10 protein-coding genes and 2 pseudogenes are annotated in these 15,374 nt (G+C 74.1%); 6 read left to right on the plus strand and 6 right to left on the minus strand.

From position 1 onward, the window contains the following. Window positions 1–59 precede the first annotated feature (59 nt). Window positions 60–3,449: a sacsin N-terminal ATP-binding-like domain-containing protein gene (locus ACWDSL_RS45720; RefSeq protein WP_450494700.1), complete on the minus strand. Its 3,390-nt coding sequence runs from the start codon at window positions 3,447–3,449 to the stop codon at window positions 60–62. Between the two features lie 246 nt (window positions 3,450–3,695). Next, window positions 3,696–4,607: a DUF3027 domain-containing protein gene (locus ACWDSL_RS45725; RefSeq protein ID WP_450494685.1), complete on the minus strand. Its 912-nt coding sequence runs from the start codon at window positions 4,605–4,607 to the stop codon at window positions 3,696–3,698. A 403-nt stretch (window positions 4,608–5,010) separates the two neighbouring features. On the opposite strand from ACWDSL_RS45725, the gene ACWDSL_RS45730 reads away from it, so the two are divergent. The 4 genes from ACWDSL_RS45730 (at window position 5,011) to ACWDSL_RS45745 (ending at window position 8,730) form a co-directional block, all read left to right on the plus strand. Continuing rightward, on the plus strand, window positions 5,011–6,474 hold the full coding sequence (locus tag ACWDSL_RS45730; RefSeq protein ID WP_450494687.1) for an MFS transporter: 1,464 nt from the start codon (window positions 5,011–5,013) through the stop codon (window positions 6,472–6,474). A 26-nt stretch (window positions 6,475–6,500) separates the two neighbouring features. Continuing rightward, window positions 6,501–7,013, plus strand: coding sequence for a hypothetical protein (locus tag ACWDSL_RS45735; protein ID WP_450494689.1), 513 nt, complete (start codon window positions 6,501–6,503; stop codon window positions 7,011–7,013). Between the two features lie 68 nt (window positions 7,014–7,081). Then, window positions 7,082–7,828, plus strand: coding sequence for a futalosine hydrolase (locus tag ACWDSL_RS45740; RefSeq protein ID WP_450494691.1), 747 nt, complete (start codon window positions 7,082–7,084; stop codon window positions 7,826–7,828). After that, window positions 7,825–8,730 (plus strand): 1,4-dihydroxy-6-naphthoate synthase, encoded by a 906-nt coding sequence (locus ACWDSL_RS45745; RefSeq protein ID WP_450494692.1) that lies wholly within the window; start codon window positions 7,825–7,827, stop codon window positions 8,728–8,730. The genes ACWDSL_RS45740 and ACWDSL_RS45745 overlap by 4 nt, the downstream gene beginning before the upstream one ends. Window positions 8,731–8,742: 12 nt before the next feature. On the opposite strand, the gene ACWDSL_RS45750 is transcribed toward ACWDSL_RS45745, so the two are convergent. After that, the gene (locus tag ACWDSL_RS45750; RefSeq protein ID WP_317259519.1) at window positions 8,743–9,126 is read right to left on the minus strand and encodes a cold-shock protein; all 384 of its coding nucleotides are present in this window, start codon (window positions 9,124–9,126) and stop codon (window positions 8,743–8,745) included. A 181-nt stretch (window positions 9,127–9,307) separates the two neighbouring features. On the opposite strand from ACWDSL_RS45750, the gene ACWDSL_RS45755 reads away from it, so the two are divergent. Continuing rightward, window positions 9,308–9,607, plus strand: coding sequence for a hypothetical protein (locus ACWDSL_RS45755; RefSeq protein WP_450494694.1), 300 nt, complete (start codon window positions 9,308–9,310; stop codon window positions 9,605–9,607). A gap of 5 nt (window positions 9,608–9,612) precedes the next feature. Here ACWDSL_RS45755 and ACWDSL_RS45760 read toward each other — a convergent pair whose 3' ends face one another. From ACWDSL_RS45760 to ACWDSL_RS45770, 3 genes and pseudogenes are all read right to left on the minus strand, one after another. After that, entirely contained in the window at window positions 9,613–10,317 is a 705-nt protein-coding gene (locus ACWDSL_RS45760; RefSeq protein ID WP_450494696.1) for an HAD family hydrolase, read from the minus strand. Window positions 10,318–10,452: 135 nt separating this feature from the next. Continuing rightward, on the minus strand, window positions 10,453–11,745 hold the full coding sequence (locus tag ACWDSL_RS45765; RefSeq protein ID WP_450494698.1) for a hypothetical protein: 1,293 nt from the start codon (window positions 11,743–11,745) through the stop codon (window positions 10,453–10,455). 99 nt (window positions 11,746–11,844) lie between these two features. Beyond that, window positions 11,845–13,537 (minus strand): annotated as a pseudogene (locus tag ACWDSL_RS45770) (IS200/IS605 family accessory protein TnpB-related protein). A gap of 205 nt (window positions 13,538–13,742) precedes the next feature. Between ACWDSL_RS45770 and ACWDSL_RS45775 the strand changes: the two are divergent. After that, window positions 13,743–15,374 (plus strand): annotated as a pseudogene (locus ACWDSL_RS45775) (DNA-binding protein); the annotation flags it as partial.

Here is a 15,374-nt window from a genome sequence, read left to right on the forward strand (position 1 = left end):
GCCCGAGGCTTCGGGCAGCGGCGAGCACGGCCCGGTCAGTCGAACCAGCGTGCGGCCAGTCAGTCGAACCAGCGGGCGCGGGCCAGTTCGTCAGTGCGGGTCAGGTCTTCCAGGAGGGCAGCCACCTCGAAGCGGCGCGCCCACTGGCCCGCCGCCCAGGCCAGGCCCGCCGCCACGCCCTCCAGCGTCGAGGCGTGCAGTGTGCCGTCGGCGTATCGCCAGTCCAGCTCGGCGCCGCCCTCGACCAGCAGCTCCTCGTGCTCGACGTACGACAGCGGGGCGCCCGGCAGCAGTTCGCGCACCGCCGCCGGGACCTCGTGCGGCTCGCCCTGGGAGACGACCGGGGCCGGGTACGCCTCGCTCAGCCGCCGCACCTGGAACAGCTCGGCCACCTCCGCCGCCCGCGCCGGCCGCACCGGCAGCAGCGCCCGGGCCTCCGCCTCGGCCAGCGGCATCAGGTCCGGCGCGTCCGCGACCAGCGCGTCCCCCGCGTCGACGACGCGCGGCTCGCCGTCCACCACGGCACGCAGCTCGTCCGGCAGAGTCACCTGGTCGGGGTCCAGATCGGCCAGCAGCCCATAGATGGCGTGCAGCTGGACGGCGGTCACCGGGCGGTCCTCGTCGCCCAGCCGCGCCAGCAGCTCCGCCGCCCCGCCCGGCTCGTCGAGCAGCGCGGCGACCGAGGTGCGTACGCCCAGCGCGCGCAGCACCTGCTCGTCCTCGAACCCGGCCGCGTCCACCGCCTCGTACAGGCCGGCCAGCAGCGGGTCGCCCCCTGCCGCGCGCAGCCCGGCCGGCCGGCGCCCGTCGAGCACCGGGTGGCCGCGCAGCCACCAGGCGGTGTACGAGCGCACGACCTCCGTCGTGCCGTCCGGCAGCAGCACCCGCACCGGCGCGGTGAGCGCATCGCGCAGCGGCGGCCGGGCGAGCATCGCCAGCGCCTTGGGCCAGGCGTCGTCGTCGACCAGGTCCAGGTCCCGTACGGCGACGATCTCTGTGGCCACCGGCGGCACCGGGGTCTCGGGCAGCCGGTCCAGAACGTCCTCGCACCACACGTCGACCGCGTCCAGCAGCCCCACGTCGTCGGGCTCGGCGAAGTCCCCTTCGCGCGGTTCGAGCTCGTCCGGGTCCAGGACCACATCGGTGGCGCGCACCAGTGTGAAGCCCGCCAGGACGCCGGCCGCGGCCAGCGTCTCCTCGCCCCACCGCTCGGCGAGCTCGGCGTCGCACGCGGCCAGCTCGCCCTCCCGCATCACCTGCTCGAAGGCGCTCCCGGGGAAGACCAGCTCCCCGGCGGGGGCGAGCTCCCCCTCCTCGTCGGTCAGCGCCAGCGCGCCCAGCCACGGCTCGTCGCCGGGCGCGAGCCGGGCCTGCTGGACGAGGCCGAGGACCGTCTCAGCGAGCGTGTCGGGGTCGAGCGCGGCGGCGGGCGCGCCCTCGTCGTCCGTGAACGGGTCGTACTCGTCCTCCGCCTCCAGCGAGTGCGCGACCGCGGCCCGCACCTGGGGCGTGGTCAGCACGGCCCGCGGGGTCGCGGGGGTCGCTCCCAGCTTCTCCAGCAGCGGGTGGGCCGCGTCCGGGTGCGCGACCTTCAGGCCGAGACGCGCCAGGGTGCGGTGCCGGTCGTCGCCCCGCACCTCGCCCTCGGCCTCGGCCTCCTCGCCGCCCGTCTCGCCCGGCAGCGGCAGCAGCACCTGCCGGGGCCCGATCGTCGTACGCCCGTCCGCCAGCGGCACCGGCAGCCCGGTGAGCCGGTCCGGGTCGGTGCCGCCCAGCGAGTCGTACAGCCGCCGCCACCACGCCGGGGCGCGCTCGACGCCCGCGAGCCGGTCGATCACCTCGCCGAGCGGCACCCGCGCCACGCCCAGCACCCGCAGCTCCTGCCGCCGTTCGAGACCGGCGGGCAGCAGCGTCGGGAACAGCTCGGCCAGCACCTGGACGGTCTCGGCGCCCACGCCCTCCAGGATCTCGGCGTCCCGGGGCCGCAGCGCGTACGGCTCGCTTTCCGAGCCGCCGACGAGGACGTCGCCCAGGATCTCGTCGTCCCACCGCTCGGCCGGCGCACCGCCGCCCGGGTTCCCCGGACCGCCCCGCGCGGCGTCCGGGCCCAGCGCGTCCGGCGAGCCCAGCCGGCCCGTCTCGGTGCCACCGTCCGTCTCGCCGCCCACTGGAGCGGCGGCGCTGGGCAGGAACGGCACGCGCGGCAGCAGCTCCAGGATCCGCCGCCGCAGCTCGCCGTCCAGCTCCCCCTTGCCCAGCGGGCCGGGGACCAGGCCGATCGTGCCGACCCCCACCGGGTGCCAGTCGCGCAGCAGCGCCGCGTACGCCTCGGCCGCCCGCTCCACCAGGAAGTCCGTCAGCGGCCCGGGGGCGGTGTGGCGGCGGGTCGGCTCCAGCGGGAAGGAGGCGATGAGCAGCGCGGGCACGCCCAGCGGCTCGTCCGTCGGCGTCGGGGCGTGCACCACCGGGGCCGTGTCCGGCCGCGCCGGGGCGCCCTCCGCGTCCACCGGTACCGCCCAGGTCACCGACCACACCGGCCGCAGCCGCTCCTCCACCGGGCGGTCGGCGAGCAGCGCGGCGTCCAGCGGGCCGCCCGCGGTCTCGGTCCGCCACCGGCGGGCCCCGCCCGTGGCACCGGTGCCCGCGACGCCGGTGTCCTCGACGACCGTGTACGGGCCCGCCCCCTCTGCCCGCGTCTGCCGCATCGTCCGTACGCCCTCGGGCGTCTCGACCACGACCTCCGCCAGGCCCGGCAAGGTGATCAACAGCGCGTCGTCGATACCGGTCAGCAGCCGCTCCGCCACGTCCTGGGCGGCACCGTCGCGCAGCGGCAGCACGACCACCGTGTCGTACCCCTCGGGCGCGGTGCCCTCGGCAGGCAGCGGCAGCCGCAGCAGCGGTACGTGTCCGTCGCGGCGGCGCAGCTCGTCCCCGAGGCCGGGGCTCGCCGCCGCCGCGCCGTACGCCAGCTCGCGCGCCTCGGCCAGCGACCAGCGCACACCGCCCGAGCGGCCCACGACCGCGGGCTCGTCGCTGACCGCGAGCACCGCCGCGAAACCCACCCCGAACCGGCCGACCGCCGCGCCGGGCTCGTCCCACGCGGCGGTGTCCCGCTTCGCGGACGCCCGCAGCGTGGACAGCGACTCCACGCCGACCGCGTCCAGCGGCGCCCCGGTGTTGGCCGCCGCCAGCACGGCGGGCTCGCCGTCCCGCGCCGGGTGCAGGGTCAGCCGCAGCCGGCCGGGCACCCCGGCCCGGGCGGCGGCGTCCGAGGCGTTCTGCGCCAACTCGACCACGAGGCGATCCCGGTGGCCGCCCAACGCCAGGTCCTCCTCGGCGTTGGCGTCCTCACGGAACCTCGCGGGCGAGGCGGCCCAGGCGTCCAGTACGCCGCGCCGCAGCCGCGCGGTCCCGAACGGATCCGCGTCCTCCGTCGCGCCTCGCACCATCGCCGTGCTGCTCACGTGTCGCCTCCGGGGTCCTGGTCGGGGTCCGTCCGGGGGAGTCGGTCCGCACCGAGTTCCCCCGCGGCCCGCCTTCCCCACTGCTGTCGCCGAACGTACCGCCACCTCGCCCTCGATCTCGCGGCGCCCTCCTTCCACAGGAGCCCACAGGAGCCCACAGGAGAACGGGAGAGCGGGCGCCAAGAGGCGAGGCCCGGGGCCGTCCAGAAATGGCCGAACAGGAACGGCTGATCAGGAGTGGCCGAGCTCTTCCGCCGGCGCATCCGCCTCCACCGACCCCCCGGTCCGCTCCGCGGGCCCCCGCAGCGCCAGCGGCTCGACGATCGTCTCGTCGATCACGGGCGCCGCCGGACGCGGCGGCTTCGGCATGACGGCGGCCTCGGAGTGCGCCCCGCAGCCGTACGACAGGGACACCACGCGCCCGTCCGCCGGGCTGAACTCATTCGCGCACACCCCGAACGCCTGCCGCAGCGACCCCGCGAGCGGCATCAGGAAGCCGCAGGTCGCGCAGGACGCGGGGGCGGCCTGCGCCATCGGCGTCTTGGCGCCGAACGCACCGTCCCAGCGGTCCGCCGCGTCATACAGCCCGTAACGGGACAGCACGCGGGCGCGGCGCATGCCCAGCTCTTCGGCGACCGCCGCGATGCTCCCGACCGCGGGCGGCGCCTCCTGCACGGCGGGCGCGCCCGCCGTCACATCGGCGTCCTCGACCGCCGCGAGCTGCTGCATCTCCTCCGAGATGATGGAGTTCGGCGGCGGGACGTCCTCGCCCGAGTAGCCGGGCTCAAGACGCAGGTCCTCGGCCTCGCTGGGGAGCAGATCGCCCGGGCCCAGGTCGCCGGGGCGCAGCCGCTCGCTCCAGGGCACCCACTCCGGCGCCAGCAGCGCGTCCGGTCCTGGCAGCAGCACCGTCTCGTCGACGGTGACGATCTTCGCGCGGGAGGCACGGGTGACGGTCACCGCCCAGCGCCAGCCCCGGTAGCCCAGTTCCTGGCACTCGAAGAGGTGGGTGACGACGCGGTCCGCGTCGGCGATCGCGCGCACATGCGCGCCGACCGTGCCTGGATGGGCGGCTTCCGCCGCCGCCTCACGCGCGAGCTCGACCGCCTCGGCGCACAGGCGGTCGGGTGTACGGCTTCGCATCGCAGCACTCACAGGATCGATTCTCTCTTCCACGCCGTCGCAGCCGTTTGACGAGTGCGCCAGCCACACGGCCGGGACGCGGGAGCACGGACGGAGCGGACCATAGGACCGCGTCGACGTCCGCACCCGATCCGGCCTCGGGCGCACCTTGTTGTCTCATCCATTCTGCGGGATGACGACTCGGCGCGTGGCCAAGAACGACCGTCGGTGGCGCGTAACGCACGCTACCCTGTCCGGCCCTCCCCGCCCCACCCCCGTCCGTCCGGAAGCCACCCGGAAGCCGTCCGGAAGCCGTCCGAACGCGGTGGGAGAAGTCACCCAAGAGCCACCAAAGGGGAACGCATAGTTCCGGATGGCGGTCAGGGGCCTCACATACCGGCCCTGTTGGCTGCACCATGGTCGGGTGGAAGTCACGAGGTTCATCGGCGACGGCCCGATCCGGCGGCATGGCCGTCGTATCGGCCGAGCCCTGCACCTCCCGTTCACCGCGACCGGCAGAGGCATCCGCCGGGCCACCCACGCCCACGGCGCCGGCGAATCCGGTCTCGGCAAGCTGATCGAGCTGCACGCCGTGAACTCCGCGGGCGACATGCTGATCACCGTCGCCCTCGCCTCCACCGTCTTCTTCTCCGTACCGACCGCCGAGGCGCGCGGGCGCGTCGCCCTCTACCTGGCCATCACCATGGCCCCCTTCACCCTGCTCGCCCCCATCGTCGGCCCGCTGCTCGACCGCCTCCCGCACGGCCGGCGCGCCGCGATGGCCAGCGCCATGCTCACGCGCGCCGTGCTCGCGCTCATGATCGCGGGCGCGGTGGCGAGCGGCGGGCTCGAGCTGTATCCGGAGGCGCTGGGCGTGCTGGTGGCCTCCAAGTCGTACGGCGTCGTACGGTCCGCCGTCGTGCCACGCCTGCTCCCACCCCGCTTCTCGCTGGTCAAGGCGAACTCACGGGTCACGCTCGCCGGGCTGCTCGCGACCGGCCTGGCGGCGCCCATCGGGGCCGGGCTGCACCAAATAGGGCCGAGCTGGCCGCTGTACGGGGCGTGCGCGGTGTTCGTCGGGGGCGGCTTCCTCTCCTTCACGCTGCCGCACAAGGTCGACTCGGCGAAGGGCGAGGGCAAGCTGCAGCTCACCTCCGGTGAGCACCATCTGCATCTACCGAAGCCGACACACTCGACGAGCGACAAAAGCAACAAGACAAGCGATACGGATGAAAAATCTGACAAGACAGATAACAAAACAGACCAGGCGAGCGACAAGGCCCCGCGCCGCGTCGGCCTGCGCAACGTCAGCCCCTCCGTGCTGCACGCCCTGGAGGCGTGCTCCTCCCTCAAGGCGCTGTCCGGCTTTCTGACCTTCTTCCTCGCCTTTCTGCTCCGCGAGCACCCACTGGGCGGGCTGTCCCCCGAGATCTCGCTCGGCGTGGCCGCGGTCGCGGCGGGCGGCGGCAACGCGCTGGGTACGGCGATCGGCGCCTGGCTGCGGGAGCGCGGGCCGGAGCGGATCATCGCGGTGGTGCTGACCTCGGCCCTGGGGGTGCTCATCGTGTCGGCCGCCCTCTACAGCGCGGTCATGGTCGCCGTCGTGGCCGCGACCGCCGGGTTCGCGCTGGCGCTGGCCAAGCAGTCGCTGGACGCGCTGATCCAGCGCGATGTGCCCGAGCGGGTCCGTACCTCCGCCTTCTCCCGCTCGGAGACCACGCTCCAGCTGGCATGGGTCATCGGCGGGGCCGTGGGCATCGTTCTCCCGCTCAGCGGCGCGCTCGGTATGGCGGTCGCCGGGGCGATGATCGCGCTGGGCGTGGCGGCGAGCGTACGGGGGCTGCTGGCGGCCGCACGGCAGGGAGCGACACACCCCCGCGTGGCTTGATCAACCCAGCCCGGTAGCCTGCCCGCATGACCGCTGCGCTGTTTACCAGGGGCAAGGGCCGCCGGGCCGCCACCGCCGCCTGTGCCCTGTCCCTTGGGATCGTCGCCCTCTCCGCCTGCGACAAGCCGACCCCGCTGGCGACGGTCACGGTCGGTACGAAGACCGTGACGACCGAGGCCGCCAAGGACTGCTACAAGGACGGCAAGGTCGTCGCCAAGTCCGAGAAGAAGGTCACGGCGTGCCTGACCGCGAAGCCCAAGGAGACGCTGTCGGTCAGCCCCGGCGAGAAGGTGCGGGTCGGCGTGGATCCGAAGATGGCCGAATCGGGATGGGTCGTGATAAGCGAGGCCCACGGCGTCATCAACCCCCAGTCCAAGCAGACCTACCTCAGCCTCGACAGCGACAAGCTGTTCCAGCAGACGGACCCGCAGACCGGCCAGACCACCCCCCTCGACAGCGTGACGATCGTGGTGGTGGAGACCGGCAAGAACAGCGGGATCAAGGGCGCCTGGCCGATCAAGCTCAAGCGCGACGTCTGACACCCGGCGTCTGACAGCCGACGCCTGACCGGGAGATCCGCGAGATCCAGGAGATCCGGGAGCCGCTGATGCGCGTACTCGTCGTCACCGCCGTGCCCGCCGAGCGGGACGCGGCGGTACGTGGCGTCGTCAGCGCGACAGAGACAGCGACCGAGGCCGAAGCCGCCGAAGCCGAGGTCTCCGTACCCGGCGGGCGGACGCTGCGCCGGGTCGTACGCCCCCCGCTCACCGTGGACGCGCTGGACGCCGGGGTCGGCCCCGCCGCCGCGGCGGCGGCGACCGCCACGGCCCTCACCGCCGCCGAGCTCGGGCACGCACCGTACGGGCTCGTCGTCTCGGCCGGCATCGGCGGCGGCTTCGCCCCCGCGCCCCTCGGCTCCGTCGTCGTCGGCGAGCCGATCGTGGCCGCCGACCTGGGCGCCGAGACCCCCGACGGCTTCGCCGCCGTCACCGAACTCGGCTTCGGAACCGTCGAACACCTCCCGCCGCCCGCGCTCGTACGGGCCGTGGCCGAGGCGACGGGGGCGGTACGCGGCGCGGTGCTCACCGTCTCGACCGTGACCGGCAGCGCCGAGCGCGCCGCGGAGCTGCGCCGACGGCACCCGGGCGCCGCCGCCGAGGCGATGGAGGGCTTCGGGGTGGCCGAGGCCGCCGCCGCGCACGGCGTGCCCGTGCTGGAGCTGCGGGCGATCTCCAACGCCGTCGGCCCGCGGGACCGGGCCGCCTGGCGGATCGGCGAAGCGCTCGACGCCCTGGCGGGCGCCTTCCGTCACCTCCCGCCCGCCCTCGCCACCTGGAAGGGACCCAGCAGATGACCGCCCAGACGCCCCCGCAGCCGACGCCGCAGCCGCTGAGCATCGCGTACTCGCCCTGCCCGAACGACACGTTCGTCTTCCACGCCTGGGCACACGGCCGCGTCCCGGACGCGCCCGCGATCGACGTCACCTTCGCTGATATCGACATCACGAACGGCATGGCGGAGCGCGGCGAGCGCGATGTGCTGAAGGTGTCGTACGCCGTTCTGCCGTGGATCCTGCGCGACTACGCGCTGGTGCCCTGCGGCGGCGCGCTCGGGCGCGGCTGCGGTCCGCTGGTGCTCACCAAGGAGCCGGGGCGGGCGAAGGACCTGGCGGGCAAGACGGTCGCCGTGCCGAGCGAACGCTCTACGGCGTATCTGCTCTTCCGGCTGTGGGCGGCCGGTGAGGTGCCGGGCGGGGTGGGCCGGGTCATCGTGCTGCCGTTCGACCAGATCATGCCCGCCGTACGGGACGGCCGGGTCGACGCCGGGCTGGTGATCCACGAGGCCCGATTCACCTATCAGAACTACGGTCTGCACTGCCTGGCCGACATGGGCGAGCACTGGGAGCTCACCACGGGCCTGCCGATCCCCCTCGGCGCGATCGTCGCGAAGCGGTCGCTGGGCGCCGAGCGGCTGCGGGCCGTCGCCGAGGCCACGCGTATGTCCGTACGGGCGGCCTGGGGCGACCCGACGGCTTCGCGCGGATACGTGGCGGAGCACGCACAGGAGATGGACCCGGCGGTCGCCGATCAGCACATCGGGCTCTACGTGAACGAATTCACCGCGGACCTGGGCGAGGACGGCTACGCCGCGGTGCGCGGGCTGCTCACACGTGCGGCGGCCGAGGGGCTGGTGCCGCCCCTCGGCCACAACGCGCTGGAGTTCGTCCAGCCGGACCGCGCCCAACCGGACTTCTGAACTTCTGGTCTGCTAGACGTCGAGCTGGTCGGCCACCGCCCGCAGCATGCCCGCGATCTTGTGGCCATGTGCCTTGTCGGGGTAGCGCCCGCGCTCCAACTGCTGCGTCACGTTCTCCAACAGGGTGGTCAGGTCCTGGACGATGGACGCCAGCTCATCGGGCTTGCGCCGCTGGGCTGCCGCGACGGAGGGGGTCGGGTCCAGTACCGTCACCGAAAGTGCCTGGTCACCGCGGTTACCGGCGACGACGCCGAACTCGACCCGCTGTCCTGGCTTCAGCGAGTCAATGCCTTCCGGGAGCACTGACGAGTGGACGAAGACGTCGCCGCCGTCGTCACGGGAGAGAAAGCCGAAGCCCTTCTCACTGTTGAACCACTTGACCTTGCCGGTAGGCACGTCTGTCCTCGTCCTCGTCACTCGTCGGAAAACACGTTAAAAAAGGTCTGGATAGCACTACAGCGGGTCGTAAGACCCGCCACCACCAAGGCTAATGGTCCGGAGCCTGGTGACAAGACGTACCCGGGTGGTTCCGGGTGGTGGTTCCTACGCGCGCTCTGCTCCGACCTACCCTGTTGCGGTGAGCAATGAAACACCACACGACGGAACGGCCTCTGGCGACCAGATGGTGCGTTTGGGGGTGATCGTCTTCGGCGTGGGCGCCGTGGCCACTCTGATCACCGTAGCCCCGCTCTTCCTGGGCCTGCACCCACTGCCATCGGCCGCGTACTTCGTGTGCATGCTGATGGGCGTCGGCTTCGCGCTCTCCACAGCGGGCCTGCTGCGCTCGATCGCGGCGCAGCGGCGCGCGGCCGACCCGGGGGGCCACCCCGATGGGACGGGTCACCCCGGGTCGCAGGCCAGTCCTCCCAGCCCCTGAGCGGGTCATCCCTCCAGGTGGCGGGCCAGCCATGCCGGGAAGGCGGTCAGGTCGTCGAGCACCACGTCGGCCCCCGCCGTACGCAGCTCCTCCGCATCGCACGGCCCGGTCGCGACCGCCACGGACAGCGCGCCCGCCGTGCGTGCGCCGCGCACGTCGCCCGTGTGATCCCCGACGTACACCGATGCGCCGTGCTCGCGCAGCGCCTCCGCCTTCGCCTCGGCCCACAGCCAGCCGACGACCGCGTCCGCCTCGATGCCGAGATGGCTGAGGTGCAGCTTGGCGTTCGGCTCGTGCTTGGCCGTCACCACGACCGCGCGCCCACCGGCCGCCTGCACCGCGGCGACGGCCTCGCGGGCGCCGGACATGGCACGCGTGGGGGCTATCGCGTACTCCGGGTACAGCTCGCGGTACAGGTCCCCCACCTCGTCGATCCGCTCCTTCGGGAACCAGTGCGCGAGCTCCTGCTCCAGCGGCGGGCCAAGGCGGGTGACGGCGAGGTCGCCGTCGATGAAGGTGCTGGTGGCGGCTGAGAGCGCCACGAAGGCGGCCTTGATGCCGGGGCGGGAGTCGATCAGGGTCATGTCGAGATCGAAACCGACGGTCACGGGGTGCGCGGGTGCGGCGGGCGCAGCAGACGTAGCGGAGGCGGCGGGCGCGGCAGCGGATGCGGATGCGGATGCGGGCGAAGACGAAGACATGCCCGACATTCTCCCCCGCGCGGAACCGCTGACTCCGTGCCGCCGACGTGGCGCTCACCACGGAGCCGGTCAGGTGCCGGGGCGGGCCGGCGCGGAGGCGGTCGGGTACGGGCCGGTCGGGTACGGGCCGGTCGGGTGCCGGGGTCAGCGGCGGCGCCTCGTGCGCCAGACGAGGAAGAGCGCCGATGCGATCGCCGCGGCGCGCACAACGACCGGCCAGGCTGCCCGCACCGCGTCCCCCATGCCGTTCTCGGGGATCGGCTCACCCCATCTGCCGGAGGCCCGGCCCCACAGCCAGGCCATGGTCGCGGCCACGACCAGGCCGGGCATCCCCAGCGCGGCCCACCTCATCTCGGCACGCGACATCTTGCGCGCGCCGTAGATGATCACCCAGCCGAAGGCCATCACGAGGAGATTGCCCAGCGCGGCACCGGCCACGAGCAGCACGACCGCCAGCAGGGGCAACAGACCGAGGGAGCCTGCCTTCTGGGCCCCGTCTCCGCCGCTGTCGCCCTTCGCGCCGCGCCGCCGCAGCGCCCGGCGCAGCAGCCCGGGTTTGCGGGCGGCCTTGCCGCCGCCGGTGTCGGCCTCCGCCTCCTCCGCGCCCGCGCCGACGCCCTGTTCCGTGCCCGTATCCGCGCCCGCGGCTCCTTCGGCGGCACCCTCGTTCCCCTGGTCCGACTCGGCCGGCCGGCCGAGCAGTTCGGGGATCTCCACCCCGCCGACGAACCCCTCCACCTGGCCGAACGGCGAATCGCGCTGCTCGGTCTTGAGGAACGGGCCCGGCTCGGTATGCCACCAGTCGGGGTTCGACTCGCGGGGGCCGAGCTCGTCCTCGCCCGCGAGATGAGGCGGCGACGCGGCGGTGGACGACCGCCGACGGGGCGACGGCCCGGAGTCTGTTGCCGGAGCTTCGCCGGACGGGGACTCGGGCCGGGCCGGGGAGTCACCGTCGCGCGGGGAGGGCACCTTGCCGATCAGCCCGCTGCGCTCGGCGAACCCGGACAGCTTGTCGCGGGCCGCCCGCGCCATCCCGGTCGCGCCCGCTCCGCGCGACGGCTCCGCACCCCCGTACGCCCCGCCCGCACGCCCTGCGCTGCCCGCACCCGCGGCACCGCCACCCGCCGCACCGCCGCCCGCCGGGCCGCCACCAGCCGTGGTGCCGCCCTCCGCCGCGCCGCCATTCGTCGCGGCGCCCGCTCCCGGGCGGCCACCCGCGGCGGTCACCACCTCCGAGGGCGTGCCCAGCTTCGCGAGGATCCGCTTCACCCCCGCCGGGCTGTCCGAACCGGCGGACGACGCCCGCCGCTGGTCGATATCGGCGCGCAACTCGGAGACCAGCCGCATCCGGTCGCCGGATGACAACCCCCGCTGATGTGCCAGATCGCCGACACGGCTCAGATAGTCGTAGACGAGCTGTTCGCTCTCGATCCCCACCAAGACCCCTGACAATGCGCACCGCTGGCGTATCAGATCGTTCCGACGGTACCGCGCCGGACCGGCGGCCCGCCGCACCCCGGCTCGTCATCACCGTTCCTAAGGACTGAGCGGGAGTGAGTCCTGTTGCCAGACCCCATGCTCAGCCGCGTGCCCCGAACGGTGTTGGGCACACTGGTCGGCCGCTTTCGTTCCGCACCCAGCGCCATCGGATCGTGTCCGTGGTCCGGGGATGCGGGGGCGGCCCGCGGCCGGAGGCCGCTGATGGGCAGAGCCTCACGCCCTCGGGTGCCGTGTCCGGCCTGGGCGGTCCGATGCCCGCACCCATCGCTCTGGTGGGTGCGGGGCGGTGCCGTCCGTCGCCGGATCGGGTGCCCGAGGGCGCGCCTTCCGATGGCCACGCTTGCGGCGTCGTGCCGCGTGGTGGCCCGCTTCGTGCTGGCGAGGGGCTTCTGCCAGTGCTGTGCGCCCCACTTGCTCGTGTAGGCCGGGTCGACGGCGACGATGTTGATGCCGAGTTCAGCCGCCATCGAGACGAGCCGCGCCCGCAGCCTGGAGACGGGCATGCCGCTGATGAGCTTGCGGAACCGCTTCCGTCTGCCGTGCTTCTCGCGGGTCTTGTCCGTGTCGAAGTCGAGGTCTTCGATCGCGATGTTCAGCCCGTGCAGGGCAGCCCAGTGCAGCAGACGGATCAGGGCGTGCCGCACCTGGGCGTCCCGGTAGGAGGCAGGGCCGGACAGGTCGAAGAAGAACCTGCGGGGTTCGCCGCACGGGTTGCCGTGTGCGTCGAGGCGCCAGGCGGCAATGGGGTCTCCCCTGCTCGAGCGAAGCCGAGAGCTTGGGGAAGGTCGGCGTTGGTGTCCACCCCGATCAGGCCGCCGGTGCGGGCCGCCGCCAGGGGGACGGCCTGGACAGGGGGGATCGTCCAGGACGCGGTCAGATACCAGCGCCCCCGGATTGTGTCTTCGTGGATGCGGTAGGCCACCGCCCGGTTCGCTGCCACGCGATCGGTCCACTGCTCGCCCCGGTGCGCGAACGCCACGCGGCCGGTGAGTACGTACCGGCCGTGCGAAGCGTTCGCCAGGTGCGCCAGCGGCGCGGGGAGTTTGATCGAGACCTCGCCGTCGGGGGTGACGCGGATGGTCTCGTTGCCGAACCTTTTGCCGGACTCGCCGTCCGCCGCGAGGAACCGGCGCCCGGCCTGCCACCGGGCGCGCCATTGTTCCTCGGTGAGCTGCGCTTCCTGAAGGTGGTGGCGGGTGTTCAGCAGCCGTTTCCCGCCGCGCACCACGCGCACGACTGCGGCCTCACGGTCCGCCCGCACTGCCTGAAGCCGGTCTTCGAGCACACACAAGCGGCGCCTTTTCGCGTGCCACTCCCGTGTGCTGCGGTAGCCGCCCGGCGCCTGCTTGGTGCCCTTCTCGCCCACGGGCCGGGACAGCCGGTGGGTGATCGTCTCGATCCCGGCTTGAAGGCTCTGGATGTGCGCGAGCTGGCCGCGCCTGGCCAGCGCCCACTGATCGTGGGTGGCCTTCGTGATCGACCCGGCCCAGCGGGAGGAGGACTCCGCGGTCAGGACGCGTTTGCGCTCGGCCCACTGCTCACTGTCGTGATCCAGCCCGGCCGAACACCGCACCCCCAGATCACGGGAGGCGAGCGAACCGAGCAGGTCGCCGACCAGCCTCAGAACCTTCTCGTCCCCGACGGTCAGGCCCTTGAGCCGGGTACGGATCGCGACCCCCGAGGGGCTGGGCACCACGAACGGCGCCGCCATCTCCCGCAGTCCGCCCACCCCCTTCCCCCCAACCCGGTGTCGCAGAAATCCGTCACCACACCCAACGACCACCACCGGAGAAGGTCACGCATTCGATGCAAGAACTCCCGTTCGCGTCCGGGAGCGTGTGCCTGCCACTGCCCGGGGACTCACCTCATACGTGCCAGAACACGATCAAGTGCCGTCGATCGCCACCTGTTCACCCCCCGGTATCGTGGATCGAATGACCAGCTCGCGGAATCGGGAGGCATACGTGCCTGCAGAGACCGGCCCACGGGACAGCGGCCGCGGAGCGCCGCGCACGCTCGCCGAAGAGCTGCGCACCCGCCCCGACGACGCCCTCGCCACCCTTCTGCACGCCCGCCCGGACCTGCTGTCCCCCGTGCCGAACGACCTCACCCAGCTCGCCACCCGGGCCGGCACCCGCGCCTCGGTCGTACGGGCGGTGGAGCGGCTGGACCGGTTCGCGCTGCAGACCGCGGAGGCGCTGGCGGTAGCGCCGGACCCGTGCTCGTACGAGACGCTGAGCGCGCTGATGGCCGGCGACGCCCCGGAGCCCGCCGAGGAGACGGCCGGCGCCGCGCCCCACGGGGCCACCCGCGAGCAGATCCTCGCCGAACTCCCCCGCGCCGTGGCCACCCTGCGCGCCCAGGCCCTCGCCTGGGGCGGCGACGACCGGCTGCGCCTGGTCCGCACCGCCCACGAGCTGCTGGCCCCCTCGCCCACGGTCCCCTCCCCGACCGGTCTGGGCCCCACCGTCCAGGAGGCCACGGCCGGTATGTCCCCCGGCCGGCTGCAGGAGATCCTGGCGGCGGCCGGGCTGCCGCCCACCCACGACCCGGTCACCGCGGCGGCCGCCCTGACCGGGCTCTTCGGCGATCGCCCCCGTATGGCGGCGCTGCTGGTGGCGGCCCCCGCCGGCGCGACGGCGGTCCTGTCCAGGCTGACCTGGGGCCCGCCGTACGGGGAGGCGTTCGTCGCCTCGCCCAGCCCGCCCGTCGAATGGCTGCTGGCCCGCGGCCTGCTGCTGCCGTCCGGGCCGCGCAATGTGGTGCTGCCTCGCGAGGTGGCCCTGCATCTGCGCGGCGGCCGCGCGCACCGCTCGCCCGAACCGCTGCCGCCGCCCCTTCCGCCCGCGGCGCGGCACAATCCACAGGCTGTGGACGCGACGGCGGCAAGCGAGGCTTACACCGCGCTGTCCACGGTCGAGGAGCTGCTGGGCCAGTGGGAGACCGCGGCACCGCCCGTCCTGCGCGCGGGCGGCGTGAGCGTACGGGACCTCAAGCGGACCGCCGCGGCGCTCGATGTGTCCGAGCCGGTGGCCGCGTTCTGGGTGGAGCTGGCGTACGCGGCCGGGCTGCTCGCCTCCGACGGCGAGACGGACGAGCGCTACGCGCCCACCCCCGCCTACGACGACTGGCTCGGGCTGCCCGCCGAGGAGCGCTGGGCACGGCTCGCCGCCGCCTGGCTGACCGCGACCCGCACCTCGGGCCTGGTCGGCGGCCGCGACGCGAAGGGCCGTACGCTCGCGGCCCTCGGCCCGGAGCTGGACCGCTCCCCCGCCCCCGAGGTGCGCCGCCGCGTCCTCGAACTCCTCGCCACTCTCCCGCCGGGCGCCCCGCCCACCGCCGAAGCGCTCCTGGCCCGCCTGCGCTGGGAGCGCCCGACCCACCGCGGCGCACCCGCCGACGACCTGCGCTCCCGGCTGGCCCAGTGGACGCTGACCGAGGCCGAACTGCTCGGCGTCACCGGCCGCGGCGCCCTCTCCACCCACGGCGCCGCCCTCCTCGGCCCCCGCCCACCCGCGGTCCCGCCCCCGGCGGGCCCCGCGGCCGGCCGTCCGCAGTCCGGGGCG

The sequence above is a fragment of the Streptomyces sp. NPDC000941 genome (assembly GCF_053599555.1).